This window comes from Phnomibacter sp. (assembly GCF_036803085.1).
Classification (GTDB): domain Bacteria; phylum Bacteroidota; class Bacteroidia; order Chitinophagales; family Chitinophagaceae; genus Phnomibacter.
In genome coordinates this window covers 114151-132334 of the sequence record NZ_DAIRUZ010000009.1, presented here as the reverse complement: position 1 = coordinate 132334, position 18184 = coordinate 114151, and the positions used below count along the sequence as shown (strand labels likewise).

The 18184-nt window shown below is 45.3% G+C and carries 13 protein-coding genes; 8 read left to right on the top strand and 5 right to left on the bottom strand.

The genetic code is table 11. The features are described 5' to 3' along the window. Window positions 1-93: 93 nt before the first annotated feature. The 3 genes from V7Q13_RS16005 to V7Q13_RS15995 form a co-directional block, all read right to left on the bottom strand. Window positions 94-1116: a hypothetical protein gene (locus V7Q13_RS16005; protein WP_333801678.1), complete on the bottom strand. Its 1023-nt coding sequence runs from the start codon at window positions 1114-1116 to the stop codon at window positions 94-96. Between the two features lie 413 nt (window positions 1117-1529). Next, window positions 1530-2216 (bottom strand): hypothetical protein, encoded by a 687-nt coding sequence (locus tag V7Q13_RS16000; RefSeq protein ID WP_333801677.1) that lies wholly within the window; start codon window positions 2214-2216, stop codon window positions 1530-1532. Window positions 2217-2317: 101 nt separating this feature from the next. Then, window positions 2318-2821, bottom strand: coding sequence for a Crp/Fnr family transcriptional regulator (locus V7Q13_RS15995; RefSeq protein ID WP_333801676.1), 504 nt, complete (start codon window positions 2819-2821; stop codon window positions 2318-2320). A gap of 293 nt (window positions 2822-3114) precedes the next feature. Between V7Q13_RS15995 and V7Q13_RS15990 the strand changes: the two genes are divergently transcribed. The 5 genes from V7Q13_RS15990 (at window position 3115) to V7Q13_RS15970 (ending at window position 7948) form a co-directional block, all read left to right on the top strand. Next, window positions 3115-4554 carry a redoxin domain-containing protein gene (locus V7Q13_RS15990; protein WP_333801675.1) on the top strand — a complete coding sequence of 480 codons (1440 nt, stop codon included), beginning with the start codon at window positions 3115-3117 and terminating at the stop codon, window positions 4552-4554. 21 nt (window positions 4555-4575) lie between these two features. Then, window positions 4576-6513, top strand: a complete 1938-nt coding sequence (locus V7Q13_RS15985) for a peptidylprolyl isomerase (protein ID WP_333801674.1) — start codon at window positions 4576-4578, stop codon at window positions 6511-6513. Between the two features lie 37 nt (window positions 6514-6550). Continuing rightward, the gene (locus V7Q13_RS15980; protein ID WP_333801673.1) at window positions 6551-6925 is read left to right on the top strand and encodes a hypothetical protein; all 375 of its coding nucleotides are present in this window, start codon (window positions 6551-6553) and stop codon (window positions 6923-6925) included. Window positions 6926-7047: 122 nt separating this feature from the next. Then, on the top strand, window positions 7048-7446 hold the full coding sequence (locus V7Q13_RS15975) for a VOC family protein (protein ID WP_333801672.1): 399 nt from the start codon (window positions 7048-7050) through the stop codon (window positions 7444-7446). A 106-nt stretch (window positions 7447-7552) separates the two neighbouring features. Next, window positions 7553-7948 carry a DUF6265 family protein gene (locus V7Q13_RS15970; RefSeq protein ID WP_333801671.1) on the top strand — a complete coding sequence of 132 codons (396 nt, stop codon included), beginning with the start codon at window positions 7553-7555 and terminating at the stop codon, window positions 7946-7948. Between the two features lie 2 nt (window positions 7949-7950). On the opposite strand, the gene V7Q13_RS15965 is transcribed toward V7Q13_RS15970, so the two are convergent. Continuing rightward, window positions 7951-9039 (bottom strand): amidohydrolase family protein, encoded by a 1089-nt coding sequence (locus tag V7Q13_RS15965; RefSeq protein WP_333801670.1) that lies wholly within the window; start codon window positions 9037-9039, stop codon window positions 7951-7953. 61 nt (window positions 9040-9100) lie between these two features. Next, window positions 9101-9556 (bottom strand): PaaI family thioesterase, encoded by a 456-nt coding sequence (locus tag V7Q13_RS15960; protein WP_333801669.1) that lies wholly within the window; start codon window positions 9554-9556, stop codon window positions 9101-9103. Between the two features lie 280 nt (window positions 9557-9836). Here V7Q13_RS15960 and V7Q13_RS15955 point away from each other — a divergent pair, with 280 nt between their 5' ends. The 3 genes from V7Q13_RS15955 to V7Q13_RS15945 all read left to right on the top strand — a co-directional run bounded on the left by V7Q13_RS15955 (window position 9837) and on the right by V7Q13_RS15945 (window position 18182). Next, a complete protein-coding gene (locus tag V7Q13_RS15955) occupies window positions 9837-10655 on the top strand; it encodes a hypothetical protein (RefSeq protein WP_333801668.1) in 819 nt (272 codons plus the stop codon). A gap of 110 nt (window positions 10656-10765) precedes the next feature. Further along, a complete protein-coding gene (locus V7Q13_RS15950; protein ID WP_333801667.1) occupies window positions 10766-12598 on the top strand; it encodes a T9SS type A sorting domain-containing protein in 1833 nt (610 codons plus the stop codon). Between the two features lie 373 nt (window positions 12599-12971). Then, window positions 12972-18182 (top strand): beta strand repeat-containing protein, encoded by a 5211-nt coding sequence (locus tag V7Q13_RS15945; protein WP_333801666.1) that lies wholly within the window; start codon window positions 12972-12974, stop codon window positions 18180-18182. The last annotated feature ends 2 nt before the right edge of the window (window positions 18183-18184 follow it).

Sequence of the window (18184 nt, the reverse complement as noted above, 5' to 3'; positions counted from 1 at the left end):
AATAACGATTGCAAAGCCTCTTTTTACAGAAGTAGGGGCATAAAAAAACACTGTTTTATACAGTGTTCTTAACGATGCTTTTCGGTAAGTACATTAAGAACAAGGGCCCTTGCTGGGCTTGCAATATTTAATCACGTTTACTTCAATCTTTGGCGCTAACCGTGGGTTGGTGGCTTTCAAATCAACCAGTGATTTGTACACTCCGTTGGGCGACCAAGGGATGTTGATGAGCTCTGTAGGATTGAGTGGATTGATGCCCGTAGTAGATACTGAAGCAAGCGAATTAGGCCGTACTGCATTGAGGCTTGAACCAATAAAATTGGCGCAGTTAAAGGCATCAATTTCATACCGCATCCGGGCATTGAACCGAATTTGATTCAGGAAGGCTTTGAACTCAGCAGCGTTCCAACCATCCAGGGTAATGGAGGCATTGTACTCATGTCCGGTGGCAGAAGAACCATCGTCGGCCAGCTTGCTGGTAACCGGCGACAGCGACACCGACTTATAATCGCTGGCCGGATAGAAGCCCAGTGTTTGGCTGATGGTTTGAGTGCCAACCGTTTTAGAAATGGTCACAAACACATGGCCTACACTCAAACCCGTTTGTGCCAGGTTGATTAATGAGTTGGGGTTGGCATCCACCGGAATATCTACCATTACTTTAATGGTAAACTGGGCGCCGGCATCGGGCAGGTTATCAAAGCATTTCAGGTAGTCTTCTATATTGATGCCAGCTTTATTCGTTTCTGCCTCGTCGTCCTCTTCTTCTATTTCTTCAAGGCCCGATTGATCATTTATGGTAGCAGCGCTATCGGCTATTGCAACCATTTCAGCATTTGCCCCGGCCATACCGGAAAACTGATTTACCAATTGACTGGCAATGCTGGCTACTTCTTGCAGCTGTCCGGCGGTATTTGCTACACTACTGGCGGTAAGCAATACTGCCGGTTTCTTTTCCCGAATGCTACGAGGCGATGGCTGGCGTAAACGAGGTGAAGCGGAAGTGGTAAGTGGAGTAGAAACAGCAGAAACGGATGCAGCAGATGTGGTGGTACCAACAGCAGGTGTAGGAACATAAAAATGTACCCCCACAATATTGTGCTGGAGGTACTCCAATTTTGTTGCTTGCTGCCACGTTCCCCTCTTCCCCTCTGCTCCCTTTGTTACAAGTGTTGGCTTTTTCCCCGTAAACCACGCTGCGGCCTGCAAGAACAGTAATATTACTACCACTCTCTGCATGGCGAGTTATTTTATTCAAAGCAACGCCATGATATACATTCAAAAATTTGACAAATGTCAAAATCGTGTGGATAATACGCCTCCAGGCTGATCAATTTTGGAAATTGTCAGCTTTTTCGGGGTTCAACAGAGACCAGATACGGAATTTCGGGCGGTTACTGCCAGCTGTTGGAGGGGAAATCAACAGGGGGAACAGGCAGGTGCCAAAAGGCCATTTGGTCGAAGAGTTTAGTGTTTTTACATATTTCTGTAGTCATCCAGCCAATGAATACAGTGCTTAATTGGGGTTTTTATTTTAATTGTACATCCCACTCCAAAAATGAATTGGAACTGCCTTCATCATGAAGCTCTTCATTTTTACAATAGGGGTTATAGTACTGCACTTTAAGTTTTGTTTTGGGTGTTTTCCAATCGGTAAGTGCCGCATCAAAGGTGGCCATGCCCAGCAGGCCGCAAAAAATGTACGATTCGATGCTGGTAAGCCGCTCAGCGCCGCCGGTGGCCGTTTTGCTGTATACGCCGCTGGTGGTAACAGCAGGTATGCCCAACCGGTTAATGATAGATTGGGAGGGGGCCGAGGGGTTGAGGCCGCCACGCAGCGAGTACTCCTGCAACACGCCGGTGGCATAGTTGAGGTTGCGCACTGCTACCGGAAAGTTGCCGCCATGCAGGGTAGTGTAAGCAATGTCGTTTCGAAAAACCGAACCCACTACGTTGTTGCTCACATTTACCAGCACAAATGAGTACAGTGAGTCTTGCTCATTGTAAAAAGGAATTTTGCAGGCTACAATGTCGGCCGAAGGATGGGCAATTTTTTCAAGTTGACTAAAATCAAGTTGGTCGAACTCAGCAACGGGGATTTGCTTTTTGAGCGTAAGAACCACCTTTGATTCCAGCGAATTAACCGGGTATTTCACCAGCTCTTTATGGCAGGCTGTAAGTGCCCCCAACAAGAGTATGTATACCAGTTTTCGCATGCTTTAAATTTTAATCAAAGCAAGTAAAAACTTGGTTACAAATACTTGTTATAAATCAAAATCGGTGGTTGAGAAAAGTCAAAAAAACCTGTTGCGAATTATCAAATTTTTTCTGAGCGAATGCGGCTCAGTGTTTCCAGATTAACGCCGATAAACGTAGCAATATCGCCCAGTCTGGCCCGTTGCATAATGTCGGGATGCTTCTCTAACAGGTAGTGATATTTTTCTTTTGAAGTGCGTTTACGAAGCATAAACAAACGCTCTTCACTCATTACATAATACTTCTCTGTAATAACCCTGCCGCAAATATTAAATTCAGGAAAATACTGGTAGGCATATTGCAAATCATCGTATGTAATTGCATGCACCATTACAGGTTCCAATGCTTCTATTACTTCGTTGGATGGCGTTTGGCTAAAAAAGCTGGCAACAGAAATAATTACATCACCTTCTTTCATAAACCATGAGGTGATTTTTTCGCCGTCTTTGTAGTAGTAAGACCGTACAATACCTTTTTCTACAAAACCAATAAAGCTGCTCACCTGCCCTTCTTTCAGCAGCAGTTCACCGGCTTCGTAAGTCTTTGTTTCCAGTTTGGTATTCAAAAAATCCAGTAGCTCCTCAGACAGGGGTACTATGGAATTAAGCAACTGGATAAGTTGGTTGTTTATCACGCTCAATAATTTTATGGGGCTAAAAATACATTTTCAGTAATTCTCATGGAGATACATTTTATCAAATCCTGTTGATTAGATACAAGGAAGATACAAAATTGTTACTGCCAACACTATGCCGAATTGCAAGATGAGTTATCACCACATGGTTAATTACACCTTGCCAAGGTTTTAACAACCAACGGGCTATTTTTACCCGACGTATTAATTATCCGTTTACAGGTATGAAAAAATTTGTGTTATTCGTGGCCGGTATGGCTGCAGTGGCTTTGGTACAGGCGCAAAGTCCGGCACCGGCTACGCATATTAGTTTCGAAGTAAAGCCCTACAAAAACCAATGGGTGTACCTGGCGTACTATTATGGCGGCATCAAGGCGCTGGCTGATAGTGCTTTTTTAAATGCCGACAGCAAAGGCGTCATTAAAACCAGCAAACCTTTGCCTCAGGGCATTTACCTGCTGGCCTCTCCCAACAAAAGCATTTTGTTTGAAATGATGATGGGCGAAGACCAAACCTTTTCTGTACAAGCCGATACCAGCGATATTGAAGGCTCACTTAAGTTTAGCGGCAGTTCAGAAAACGATTTGTTTGCCAGCTACACCAATTTTTTGGCTCCCCGTGCCAAACAGGCCGACAGCTTGCAGCGAACAATGGGCAGCTTATCGCCGCAAGCAGCGCAGCAGGCAGGCAATACCCTGCAGCAGCTCAATCAGCAAATAATGCAATACCGGCAAAAGCTGATGGATGAACACCCGCAATCGCTGCTGGCCCTCATGTTTAAAACACTCAAAAACGTAAACTACCCACCCAAGCTGGCACAGCCGCTTACCCGGCAAGATACCATAGCCCAATACCGCTTTGGAAAAGATCACTATTGGGATGATGTAGACTTTATGGACGGACGACTGGTGAGAACGCCTGTGTTTGAAAACAAGCTGGCCGACTATCTCGAAAACTGGGTGTCGCCTGAAGCAGACAGCGTCATCTTCGAATTTAACTGGATGATTGCCCTCGGCAGAAACGACGATGAAATGTTCCGGTACCTCATCAGCTACTTTGTAGACCACTACATGTACCCCAAAATAATGGGACAAGACAAAGTGTTTTTGCATGTATACGAGCAGTACCTGAGTGGCGATAAACCAAAGGCCGATTTTTTAAATGCTCAGCAAATGAAAATCATTCGCGACAGGGCATACATGCTCATGGCCAACCAACTAGGCACCAAAGCCTGGGATATGAACCTGCCCGACCCCACCGGAAAAATGCAAAGTATGTACAACCTGAAAGCAGCTTACACCATTGTTGCCTTTTGGGATGTGCACTGCGGCAAGTGCAAAGAAGACATGCCGAAAATGGATACCCTTTTTCAGCAAAAATGGAAAGCCAAAAATGTGCAGGTATATGCTGTAATGGTCAATGAATCGAGCCTGAACGATTGGAAACCCTTTATAGAAAAGCTCAACAGCAAGTGGATACATGTACACCAGCCTGCCGACATGCGGGCTGCCGAAGAAAAAGCAGGTACACCCAACTTCAGGCAGTTGTATGATATGCGTAGCACACCTACCCTCTTTTTGCTGGATGCCGATAAAAGAATCATTGCTAAAAACATTGGCCTCAACGATCTCGATAAATTGTTAGAGCAAAAATTTTTGAAGTAAATAAGGATTGGACGCCCAACTATGAAACACGTATTGACAACATGGATTGCTGCCGCAATAGTATGCACAGCCAGCCAGGTAGCCGTAGGGCAAACGCTTTTTACCTATGGTAAAAAAGCCGTTTCGCAGCAGGAGTTTCTCAAAGCCTTTCGCAAAAACCCCAGCAATGGTCCGGTGGTGCAAGCCATGCAAGAGTACCTGCCACTGTACATAAACTACAAACTAAAAGTGCAGTATGCCTACGATGAGCAATTAGACACACTGCCCATGCAGCAAGATGAACTGTATCAATATCAACTCCAACTCACCGAAAGTTTTATAAACAGGCAAAGCAACACCAATGAGTTAGTGGCAGAGGCACTCCGGCACAGCCAGCACGACAGGTTGGTTCGGCATATTGCATTTGCCTACCAGCCAGGCGATGCAATAAGTGAGCAAAAAGCAAAGCAGCAATCGGCTGCGGCCCGCCAGCAATTGCAAAGCAAAGCACCATTTACAAAAGTGTTGCAGCAATACGAAACAGACCCCGAAACCTTGCAACAAGGGGGCAGCCTCGGTTGGATTACCGCATTTTCACTACCATACATTTACGAAAAAGAAATTTACAGCATACAACCCGGCACCACTACATCTCCCATCAAAGGGTCAGATGCCTACCACTTGTTTTGGGTAGAAAAAGAAAGACCTGCATTAGGCAAAAGAAAAGTAGCCCAGATTCTATTATGGCAGCATGCATCTGCATCTGCCGATGAAAAAAAAGCAACCCGGGAACGGGCCGATTCCATACATCGGGAACTTCAGCATGGGCGGCTATCTTTTGAGCAAGCCGCACTGCTCTTTAGCAACGACCGCACCTCATATACCACCGGTGGCGTACTGCCAGTATTTGGTGTAGGCGAATACGATGCCGCCTTTGAACAACAGGCCTTTGCCCTTACCAGGCCGGGGCAGCTTTCTGCACCTTTCGAAACAGCGCATGGCCTGCATATACTCAAACTGCTCGAAAGCATTGCTGCACCCACCGGCCCCGATGATGAAGAAGCGGTAACGGCCTTACAACAAAAACTACTCAGTACAGACAGGGCAGACATTGCCCGTCAGGCTTTTTTGAAAACGGTGATGAAGAAAATGCAGCTCCGCGAAGAAAACATCAATAAAAATGCGTTATGGCTATTTACAGATTCGGCCATTCGCAACGGTAGCACCAAGGGTATGCCTGTTCAAAACAGCACATTGTTATTTAGTATTGGCAAAGAACAAACCCTTGCCGAAAACTGGGTGATGTACAACAGGGCTGCGGGCATTGTACCAACGGCTGCTTATGCTGCCCGTTACGAGGCTTACATACAACAAACCGCCAACAACTATTACCGCGAAAACATTACACAGTACGAACCAGATTTTGCAGAACAATTGCAGGAGTTTAAAGACGCCAACCTGCTGTTTGCTGCCATGGAAAAACAAGTATGGTCGAAGGCCGCCAACGATACCCTGGCTCTGCAACAATACTACAACAGCAATAAGGCAAAATATGTATGGCAAGCTGGTGCAGCAGCATTGATGATAACAGCTACTGATTCAGCAGCAGCCGTAGCCTATCAAACAAAACTAATGCAGCAACCTTCCAACTGGAAAGCATTGGCAGAAAGCATGAATGAGCAAATCATTACCGATAGTAGCCGCTTTGAAACAAGCCAGCTGCCATCTATGGCAAACAGCAATTTTAAGCCGGGTACTTGCAGTAGCTTGCTTTACAATAGTATGGATAACAGTTACACATTTGTGTACATTTTTGCAGCCATGCCCGGCGGCGATATCAGAAGTTTTGACGAAGTCAAAGGATGGGTGATTAACGATTATCAGCAGGTGCTGGAGCAACAATGGCTTAGCAATTTGCGCAAAAAATACCCCGTAAAAATAAACGACGCAGTTTGGCAAACACTGCTGAAAACTAAATGAACATGCATACCTTACTGCTGGTATTCAGTATTGTTTCATGAAAAAATTATACATGCGGATAGCCAAAATATGGATACTGATCATCACGGCCTGTTGCATTCAATTTGCTGCACAGGCACAACCTAAGCCAGGCCAGCAATTGCCAGTGGCAGAGCGAGTTTCACGTACGCTGGAACGATTAAAACCAGAACTATACTTAAACCCTCAACAGGTAAAAGACATGACACCGGTGTACCGCAACTTTTATACAGATATGGATAAACTGCGTAGCAACGTACAACAACCCACAGCAGAAGAAAGAACCCAATTGATAGACAAAAGAGACGCAAAGTTGAAAACCATTTTGCAAGCCACTCAGTTTGCAAAACTCAAGGCACTCGAGGAAGATGCTCAAAGAAAAAACGTTCCATAAAGGGCTACTGAATAAAAAATGCCGGACAACAGAATTGTCCGGCATTTTTTATGTAAGCGGTTACCGCTCTTGCTTATTAGGTTATATCTTCTACATTCCATTTTACTTAAATCTGCCACCACATGAAAAACGCCATCAGTTGGTTTGAAATTCCTGCCAGCAATCTCGACCGTGCCCAACTATTTTACGAAACCATTTTGCAAACCAAGCTTGTAGACATGAACATGCCGGGTATGCCCATGCGAATGTTTCCGGTTGACGACCCTATGGATCCGCATGCTGTAAGCGGCGCCCTGGTGCATGCCCCCGGTTTTCATGAACCCGCAGCAATTGGCAGCATGGTGTACCTGAATGCCAACCCCGATGTACAATTGGTACTCGATAGAGTAGCTGCCGCAGGTGGTAGCATTGTAGTGCCCAAAACCCTTATCTCAGAAGAGATTGGTCATATGGCGGTGCTCATCGATTCGGAAGGCAACCGCGTAGCATTGCACTCGGTACCTCCAGGTATGGCCATTTAATTTTTCATTGTAAAAAGTAATACAGTTGAAAATTCAACACGCTATCTGTCTTGTGTTTGTGTTGCTGGTTACAAACCAAGCAATACAAGCACAAACTGAGCAACCAATGCAAGCGTTACGAGTACTTACAGGCAGCTGGAAAATGCAAACCCAGAAGGGTGAAATTTGGGAACGCTGGCAGCAAGAACAACAGCAATTGAAGGGCGTTAGTTTTTCTGTAAAAGCAAAAGACACCACTCAATTGGAAGATGTAATACTGGGCATACACAATGGCAAACTCAGTTATGCACCCCGCACCAGTGGCGATGCTGAATCGAAACGGGTGTATTTCACACTTGTAAAACAAACTGCCATGCGGTTTGAATTTGAAAACCTGCAACACGATTTTCCGCAACGGATTGTGTACAACTTCATCGGTACCGATTCGCTGCATGCTTTGATAGAAGGACCCATCAATGGCAGCCTTCAGCAGCAGCATTATTACTACAAAAGAGTGCAGTAAACTTACTCTTTCGGAAACAAACTTTTATCGATGTTGGGAATGATGCGAAACGCATTTTTATAATACACTTTTCGCAGCACTGCATCACTCAGTCCCATGCCATACATTGGCCAAAATGCATGGTACTTTTTATGGTAAGGAAAATACTCGTCGTTGGTTTCTAACACCCGAAAGTAAGTGGCGTATTCCTCAGGTACCCAGCTGTCTTTGCCAAACAAAATGCGGTCCTGATATTTATCGAAAAAAGCCTTGGCCATGCGTGGCTGGCGGCCCAGCTCTGCTATCACCGCACCAAACTCCACTACCACATTGGGCAGCCTGGTAAGTATTGAATCCAGCTTGGCCAAATTGTTAGGATACCAACCAAAATGTGCTGCTATAAAAGTGGTTTTCGGATGCTTGGCAAACATGCGGTGTTGCTCGTCTATCAGTGTTTGCCATGGTGCGGGGTTATCAACGGCCCGCTTACGGTTGGGGTGTGTTTTCAACTCCAGCAACCGTTCGTTGTTGTTATCCATCGGTTCCCAAAACGAAGCCGGATCGGCTGTGTGTATGAGCACCGGAATGCCAAGCTGGCCGCAGGTTTGCCAAATGGCATCCAGTCGCACATCATCTACCGTTACTCTTTTTCCATCGGTATCTTTTACACTAAATCCGAGGTTTTTAAAAATCTTCAAACCATTAGCTCCATTAGCCACATCGGCTTTCAATTGTGCTACTGCCTTTTCGGTCCAGTTGGCACTGCCAACACCGTTAAAATCGATATTGGCAAACACAATAAACCGTCCCGGTTGTGTGGTCCTGATGGCATCGGTTTTCTTTTTCAAAGCATCACCATTGCCACCGCTCAGGTTTACCATTACCTGCATGTTGAGCTTGTTCATCACGCCCACCAATTGCTGCAGATCGGCTTCGCCCATATTCCACTGATGATTGTGTACATCAATAAACGGGAACTTAGCCCGCTGCAACGGTTGGCCGGGCACCACAAGCGTTGATGGTGGATTGTATTTTTCAAAATCGATGGTTTGTGCAGCAAGCGGTAGTGCCGAACCCAACAGCAGGGCGGCAAAAAACAATGGCTTCATCATAGTACTAAAATAGATATGGCTTACCTGTACAGCAAACCGCTGATAAAACAAGCATCCTCATTTACATGCTGATGCCTTTGGCCAAAGCACCGTAAGCAATGGCACACATTTCATTTTTATCGTTGAACAGTTCTACTGTGCCAAACACCCGGTTGCCCACTACTTTTTGCGTAATGGCGGTAGCCGTAAGGCTGCTGGTACGAAAAGGCTTAAGGTAATGAACGGTAAGCTGTGCAGTGGCCGTCATGCCATCTTTATAGTGCAGCAAACCCAGCAGGCCCAGGGCCAAATCGGCAATGGCTGCAATGGTGCCGCCGTGTACCGCATCGCTGCCAATGCCCCCCAAATGATAGTCTTCTACTTTGGCAATGTGCACCTGAGGTTGCTCGGGATTGCTCAGGCTGATGCTGGCACCAATATGCTGCAGTTGAATGGATTTATTGAAGAGTTCTTCCAGCTCTTTCCACTTTCCCGTGGTGGCCAGCGTACGATATTTATACAATTGGGTAAGGTTCATGGCAAATTTTTTTTCGAATCGGTTTTAAAAATACATTGATTTTCAGGATGAAACTGAATTGGTTGGGAACCCACCCCAAAATTTTAGCACTAAAAGTTCATTGTTGCGCTTTTGATATTATACCTTTAATTTCTGAATTAGTAGACCACACCCTTTACCCAACGCCTACACAGCGTAGATTGTCCCTAAACCAACCCCTTATCTGTAAACCCTAGACGTATCCGAGAGCTTCATCTGTACATGATGCTGCCAACGTATATGTTGCATGCCCTTAAACCTCATGACAAAGTCATTTTTCGGTGGCTTGGTCGCAGTGCTGTTGCTGCTGCAATCGAATATCATCCAAGCCCAAACGGGTCAATTTTATCGTTCTCGTGTAACCGGAGAATGGGCTGTAGCCAGTACCTGGGAATGGAGCAATGCCATTAATGGCACCTATACAATAGCAACTGCTGCGCCTAATAACACAGCCAATAGCATTCTCATACAGAATGGCCATACAGTTACTATAGAAAGCAGTGTTTCTATAGATGAAACCACGGTAGCAATCGGCGGAACGCTAAGATGGGTAAAGGGAAACCTTAATGTAGTTGGAAGTTCAAATAACGGACTAACTATAATCGGCATGTTTGAAGATGCCAGCAACAGTGCTGGCCTTCCCTCAGTAACATCTCCTTCGGGAATTGTTGTAACGCCAGGTGGAATATTGCGAGTAATTGTCGAAAAAAACAAAAAAGATGGTTACGCCAGTAATAATATTAACGATGGACTGAAAGAGAAAATTAACTGGCAGCATGGCTCCATTTTTGATTGGGCTGTAGACCTCGCTTTCGAAGATGATAATACCATCTATTTTCCAAATGCTGCAGAAGGGACCATTCCCATTTTTCGCATTACAGGAAGCTCCGGCACTGACCCTTTCAGTATGATTGGTAAGGGAAATCCACTTGTTATAAATGGCTTATTAGAAGTAAACAAAGCGGTGCAGTTACAACTGGCAGGTCAAAAAACTTTCCGCAACGGCATCATTGGTACCGCAAACCTCACCATGAATGCCGGGTGTGGTAAAATATTGATCATTGAGCCACTTCCGTTATAGGTGGAACTGGCAGCATTATACTCAATGCCAACGGGCTGGATGTTTCTTCGGCAGCCTGCACCCTTATCAGCAATAAAACAATTAATCAAACCAGCGGAAGTAATGGCACCATGCGCCTCATGAGCAATGCCACCCTTATAGCTCAAACATTTGAAATGAGCGGCACTGCCATTTTTCACCAGCAAGACAATGCGCATTTAAAAACAGCACATGCCAATGGCGTTTCGGGTAGCATTCAAAACAACACCTACACCCATGGTAACTACTGCCATTTCACCTTCAACGGTGCTGCCAACCAAATAACCGGTGCACGTATGCCCGCTACAGTAGGCGATGTATTCATTGAAAACAGTGGCACTGAGGGTAGCAACAACAATGTATCGGTAACCAATACGGGCCTGCAAACCATACAAGGCAACCTCACTATTATGTATGGTCAGTTTAATTTGAACATGACCCCCGGAGCCAACCTGGATTTACACGGCAATTTTAACCGCTATGTAAAGGGCACTTACAACGATAATAACCGCACTACCACCTTTAACGGAAGCAAGCACAGCGAAATTAATACGCCCCTTGTACTACCTGCCTCCGGTAGTAATCCTACAGTGAAAGATTTTGGCGTAGCCGTTGTAAACAAAAATGCTGGCTACAAAGTCATTTTAAATACCTCTACCGGCATCGATAAAAAATTAACTTTAATCAATGGTATTGTGGATGCCATTGCCTATCCGCTCTACATTAAAAATCCGGCTCCGGATGGTGCTGCCGATGGAGCTACCGGTGGAAGCATAAACTCATTTATAAATGGTGCTTTGTACCGGTACACCTCTCCGCTGATTACCGGGGCTTATCATTTTCCCATTGGTAAGAGTGACGCAAGCAAATACAGGCCCGTTACATTTACCAGTACCACAGAACCCTTGTATCTATCGCCGGGTGCGGTGTACAAAGCTGAATTTTTTGGAGCAAGCAATACCACACCAAGCACTATTGCCAGTGAGTATTTTTTGAATACCCTTCAGGGCATTTTGAAAGATGAATACTGGCAATTCGACAAAATACAAGGAAGCGACTCAGCTAAAGGAAAAATAGCCATAGCCTATACTTTTCCGGGAGCAGGAAATCATTGGAGAGATGCGGCCAATGGTATAACTTCTCCTGCTACGTTAGATGCAGCAGTACAATGTCCAACATGTTATGTAGCCGTGGTTAAGCGTAGTGCCGATATTGGTGCAGGTACCTGGAACTTTACCAAAATGCCAAATTCATTCGACGTGTATGGCAATCCACCCGAAGCCAGGCCCACCACCGAAAGCGGCTACCTTATCAGCGGTGAGTTATCGAGCTTTAGCCCCTTTACCATTGGTTTTTCTTACGACTATATATTGGGTCGTGCCAGCCTGCCCGTAAAGCTGCTCAGCTTCACCGGCAGTGCCAAGGGCCAGCAGGGCATACTCAAATGGAGCATAGATAGCGATAAAGATTTGAGCGGTTTTGTACTGGAGCAAAGCAGCAATGGCCGGCAGTATCTGCCAGCAAAAACCATTGGCCCCAAGGGCATCAGCTACAGCAACCAAACCGTACAACTGAAGCCCGGTACCAATTACCTCCGCCTGAAAGTGCAGGAAAAATCTGGCAACAGCTACTACAGCCCGGTGCTGCTGTTGAATGGCAGTGCGGCAGCCACCGTAATAGTAGGGATGCAACAAACGGTGGTACAGCAAACAGCTACGGCATTGGTTCAGTCTGCCGGCAGCCAATTGGCCGAAGTAATGCTGATAGACCTGAGCGGCAAGCAACTGCTGAGCAAATCAGTAGTCCTGCAAATGGGAATTAACCAGATACTACTGCCCGTGGACAATCTGCAAAAAGGCCTTTATATAGTACTGGTACGTACCCGGGATGGCGTACAGCGCAGCCTTCGGTTTGTAAAAGAATAGTACAATTGGTGATTTGATTTTGAGGTAAAAGCCGTTCCCCTGTGGAGCGGCTTTTCCATTTGAAAGAAGGTTACAAAAAAATAACCCTTCTACACAGCAGTAAAAATCCGGGTTCAACCATTATCTTTATCACTACCCAAAAACAAGGACTCCTAAAGAGTCCTTACCTGTTACTTACCCCTGTTGATTTCCACCCTTAGCTGCCTCCTTTTTGATGCAGCCCGCAACCCTTAAACCCCCAGCACTGATCATGCTCCGGAAAATTATTGGATTATTTTATTGTGTAGCACTGGCTGCTTCCATCGCTGTCCAAGCTCAAGATAATGTCTCAATGGCCCTGAGGGGCAGCATAAATGGGTTTGCAGAAGCAGCCATGACATACCGTTCTGGTTTTGATAGTTGGATTGTAACCGTTCAGGCGGGATCTGCCAATGCCAATGCTGGTTTTTTATTCAGCCCTGTAGGAGCCTCTTTTAATCCGAAATGGGCCAATGGCGCTAGTGTTTCATTAAATACTAAGAGCATTTGGTATGACAATGGCTCAGATGGCATATACAATCAAACATCTGGCAGTTATTACACTTTTATCAGTAGCGATCGCCCATCTGGTACCAATGCCGAAGGCTATGTATTTGAAACAAGTGCAACGCCAACCTCTGTAACGAATGTAACACAGGCACCAATAAGTAGTTCTGTAACTGCAGGACAAGCAGTAGTTGTAACAGCAACTACAGGTGCTGCACTGCCAAGCGGTCAAAAAGTATATCTACGATATGCTCCGGGAGGAAATTATAGTTCAGCCGTGGTGTTGGAAATGACATACACCAGTGGCAACGATTATACAGCCACCATACCCGGTACTGTAAATACAGCTGGCAGTACTCAAAGCTATTATGTATTTACAAGTGGCACCAACACTCCATCCAATGCTGATGCCGATTTAGCTACCATCAACCTCAACAATAATGGCGGTAGTAATTATAGCTATACGGTATTAAACCCGAGTGCAGTTTATGTGCACAATTTCGATAACCCGCCTCCAAGTAGTGCTAACTATCCCTACAACGTCAGTCCACTTACAAGTACCGGAACACCAACAGGAGTACTCGCTACAAATTTGAATAATTCGTCTTGGACAAGTAGTACTGGAACATTCACAAATTATGGCGGGGCGTCCGGACAGTCGATGGTTATTCAGCCGGCAAATGGAGTAGCAAGTACAATTTCTCTTTCACTTACTGTTGCATCAGGCTATTCCTTGAGTATTACATCCTATAGTTTTTGGCGCCAAAGAAGTAGCAATAATGGACCACAAATAAGTTCTATTACAGTAAACGGTACCTCTATTACAGGCGCTACTATTACTGCACCTTTAGCGGGAGCAAATACAGGAAACTTAAATCCCTCCGTTGCTTTGAATGGTCTTTCTGGTAACATAACTATAGTACTAAATTTAACTGCCACTACTGCAGCGGGTACAAACCTACGTATTGATGATTTCACCCTCAACGGCAACGTAGTTGCCTTGCCTGGTGCGGCCAGTAACAGCAGCGACATCATTGATAATACAAGTTATGCAACCGGTTCTGCAGAATTCAACAGTAACCCATCGTACATTTTATTTACAGATGGTACTGCTACAACAGCTGGCAAAATAATCCCTATGAAATTCAAAATAAGGGATGGCGGAGTAATGCTTAATGATGCAGATAATTTACCCACTACTTTAACGGGTATTGCATTCAATGTGACCAATACATCTGGTACGAATCGTATAAATTTTATCAAACAAGCCATACTTACCACCAGTGGCGGTACAGTAATTGGTACGTCCAGTATCAACGCATCACAAATTATTTTCACGGGTCTTACAGATGCTGCATTTACCGTACCCGACAACTCTGAATCTGCCTCCAATCTCCATCTTCGCGTTTCCTTCAATGAAGCTAATGTCATCGATAATGAAAAATTGGTATTTACCGTCGCTTCTGCCACAACAGGTGCCGGGAGCTCTGCTTTTTATTATCCAAATGGCGGAGGTGCTCAAACAGATAATGATAACGGAAACGATCGTAACCGCATCGAAGTAATTGCCACGGCATTGGCATTTGTGCAACAGCCGGGCAATACTGGTTTTGGCCAAACCATGACACCCAACCCCACCGTACAGGCCATAGATGCCAACGGAAAAAGAGATCTTGATTTTGCCAATGGCATTGTACTTACTTCTTATGGTACCATGACTGGCGCACCCATCAGCGTAAATGCCGGCAGTGGATTATCTACCTACACATCTGTAGTACATACGGCAGTCCAAAGTGGTGTACAACTCACAGCAAGTTATGCAGGCCTTACGAGTGTTGTAAGTAATCCTTTTAATATTACTGTTACAGCTGGCACTACCGACCATTTTCGCACAGCAGCTGGATTTAGCACAGGCAACTGGAATTCAACAAGCACTTGGGAGTCATCGCCCGACAATAGCACATGGGTGGCGGCTACACAAATACCTAACAGTGCGGCTGGCAGCGTTACCATTCGTACAGGTACCGTTACAGTGAGTACTTCACAATCAGCCAAATTACTAACGATTCAAGCTGGTGCTGTGTTAGTACATAATGCTGGAACCACTTTTACCATTGCAGATGATGGCAGCGCCAATCACGACATTGTGGTACAAGGTAGATATGAAATAAACGGAGAGCAGCCAACTCTTAATTCAGGAGCCACAGGAATCATTTACACCAACGCAGAGGTGAGAGCAAATGACAACTTTGGTTCTCCGGGTACCAGTGATGACTTTGCCAGAAATACTTCTATTTCTTGGCAGCACAATTCACTTTACAATTGGAATACAACTAATGCCTTTGAAACATCGGCTGCTACTTATTTCCCCAATACACCCGAAGGCACTATTCCCATATTCAGAATATCTGCAAGTACCAATGCCGGAGCTGGTGGTACCACTACTATCAATGGTATATTGGAAATTGCCGGCAGTGCAACATTTACCTGGAACAATGCCGGAGATAAAGTTTTCAGAAATGGTATTCAGGGATCTGGTACATTAATTCAAAACTCAGGCAACTGTGGCAGATATGTAATAAATGGAAATACCTCTGTGTTAGGTGTTACCTCCTGGCTTTCCCTTCGCAACAATCCAGGAAGTGGAATTGTGATTCAAAGCGGCGTTTGCACCATACTCAATAATACAATTACAAACAGTGGTCCGGTTTCAGTGAGCAATGGCTCTACGTTGGTGGCTGGTACTTATGTCATGAGTGGTAGTGCCTCTTTTACTTTGAATGCCGGCGCCACATTTAGTTCTGCCCATGTCAATGGTGTAAATGGAAATATTACAGTAACTGATACAAAATCTTTTGTCTCTGGCAGCAACTACATTTTTAATGGCTCGGTGAATCAAACAACCGGTACCCTAATGGCGGGCACAGTGGGTTCGCTCACCATCAACAACAGTGGCACGGCCAGCAACAATTTTGTTGCGCTTTCCAACAACAATACTACCGCTACCACCTTCAACATGCAGGCGGGTATTTTTAGAGCAGGTAGCGGCAATACCTTACGCATAGCTGCCGGCGGTACGGTAAATGGAAGTGGCGGCCATGTATCTACCGACGTCAATGGCGAAGGCGGTACCATTCAAATGTTGGGTGCAGGCAATATTACTGGTACACCAAGACTCTGGATAGTAGCCATTGGTAACAGTGGCACAGGCGTATCTTTTACCAACAATGCCCCTATTTATCACCAGTGCATTATCGGCAGCAATGGCTTTGTAACCAATGCACCCACTTATCAATCTGGCTCAACGCTCATTTACCGAACCAATGGAACCTATGCCCGCAATGTTGAGTGGGGTAATACCGCTGGCTTACCCGGCTATCCGCATCACGTTACAGTTGATGGAAATACCATTGTTGATTTGTTTACCAATAGCATAACTCCAGCTACGTTGGCTATTGGTGGTAACCTTCAGTTAGGCAGTAGCAATGGCTATGGCAGAATGTACCTGAACAACAATATGAACAAGCCGCTGGAAGTGCTGGGCGATGTAACAATCGGTAATGGAATTGCCGCAGCAAACACCAGCGTGTTAGCCCTCGAAGATTCTCAGCCAGGTGGTGATTTAATTTTACACGGCAATTATACCAGGCATATAGGTAGCATTTTTTCTGGCTACAATAGAGCTGTCTTTTTGAGAGGTTCAAACAACAGTTCCATTCGTGTATTGCCTCCACAACCTGCATCATCTGGCACCACTATCGATGAAATATTCCCTTATGTATTTGTTCAAAAATCAAACCCTGATGCTGAAATTACCATGAACTGTACTGTGGGGGTAAATGATCAACTCGATCTTACCGGAAACGGGCTCATCACTTCCACAACAGGCAACTATCTCGTCATCATTAATAAAAACAGCGATGCCATTATTGGCGGAAGTGCTACTTCTTTTGTAAATGGTCCATTAATCAGAAGAACAGCCAGCACCCCAAACAACTATCATTATCCTGTAGGTAAAAAAACAGGAACAGGAAGAGTCTATCGCCCATTGAGGTTTAGCACCATGAATAATTTGGGCAACGGTGATGAATTTACCGGCGAGTATTTTTCGTTTACAGATGCTACCCCTTCGGCTGGTCAAGATGATCTTTTCGGAAGTACCATAGGTGGCATCCTTAAAAATGAATACTGGCAGTTTGATAGAATACCAAGCAGTATTGCAACAGGTAAGCTTGCCATCACATACCAGTTTCCGGGTACTACAGGCGAATGGAGAGATGCTGCCGGAGGTGATTCTCCCCCGTGTGCTGATTGCAACGTAGCTGTGGTGAAAAGAAGCACAAATGCAGGAAACTCTGGCAACTGGTACTTCACCAAAACCGACAACAATTTTGATGACATAAGCACAGATTACCCAGAAGCACGATACTACAATCAATCCGGCTTCATACAGAGTGGTGAGCTTAGCAGTTTCAGCCCCTTTACCATTGGCTTCAATTTCAATACCATTTTAGGTACACTGCCGGTAAAACTGTTGGCGTTCAACGGTAGTATGCAGCTTCAAAAAGCCAATCTGCAATGGCAAATAGACAGCGATAAAGATGTGCTGCATTTCGAATTGCAACACAGTACCAATGGCACTGCCTTTACAACGGTGCATACATTGCTGCCAGCTGGCAATACTTACAGCAGCAACCATCTGGTAAGCATGCCGGGCAGGCATTTTTACCGCCTGAAAGTAAAAGAGAAAAACGGCCGCAGTTTCTACAGCAAAGTTGTGGTGCTGGTAGCGGGCAATAGTGCCACATTCATCAGCGGAATGCAAAGTACAGTGGTAAGCCAGCAAGCTGTTGTGAACCTGTGGTCGCAGCAAAACCAGACAGCTCAAACCAGCCTCTACGATGCCAGCGGCAAACTCCTGGCTCAGCAACAGCAGCAATTGCTGCGTGGCGATAATCAACTGAAAGTGGCAGCACAACCATTACCAAAAGGAATATACTTCTTGCAAGTGCAAACCGCCGATGGTGTTCGCCAAACATTGCGCTGGCTGAAACAATAGCA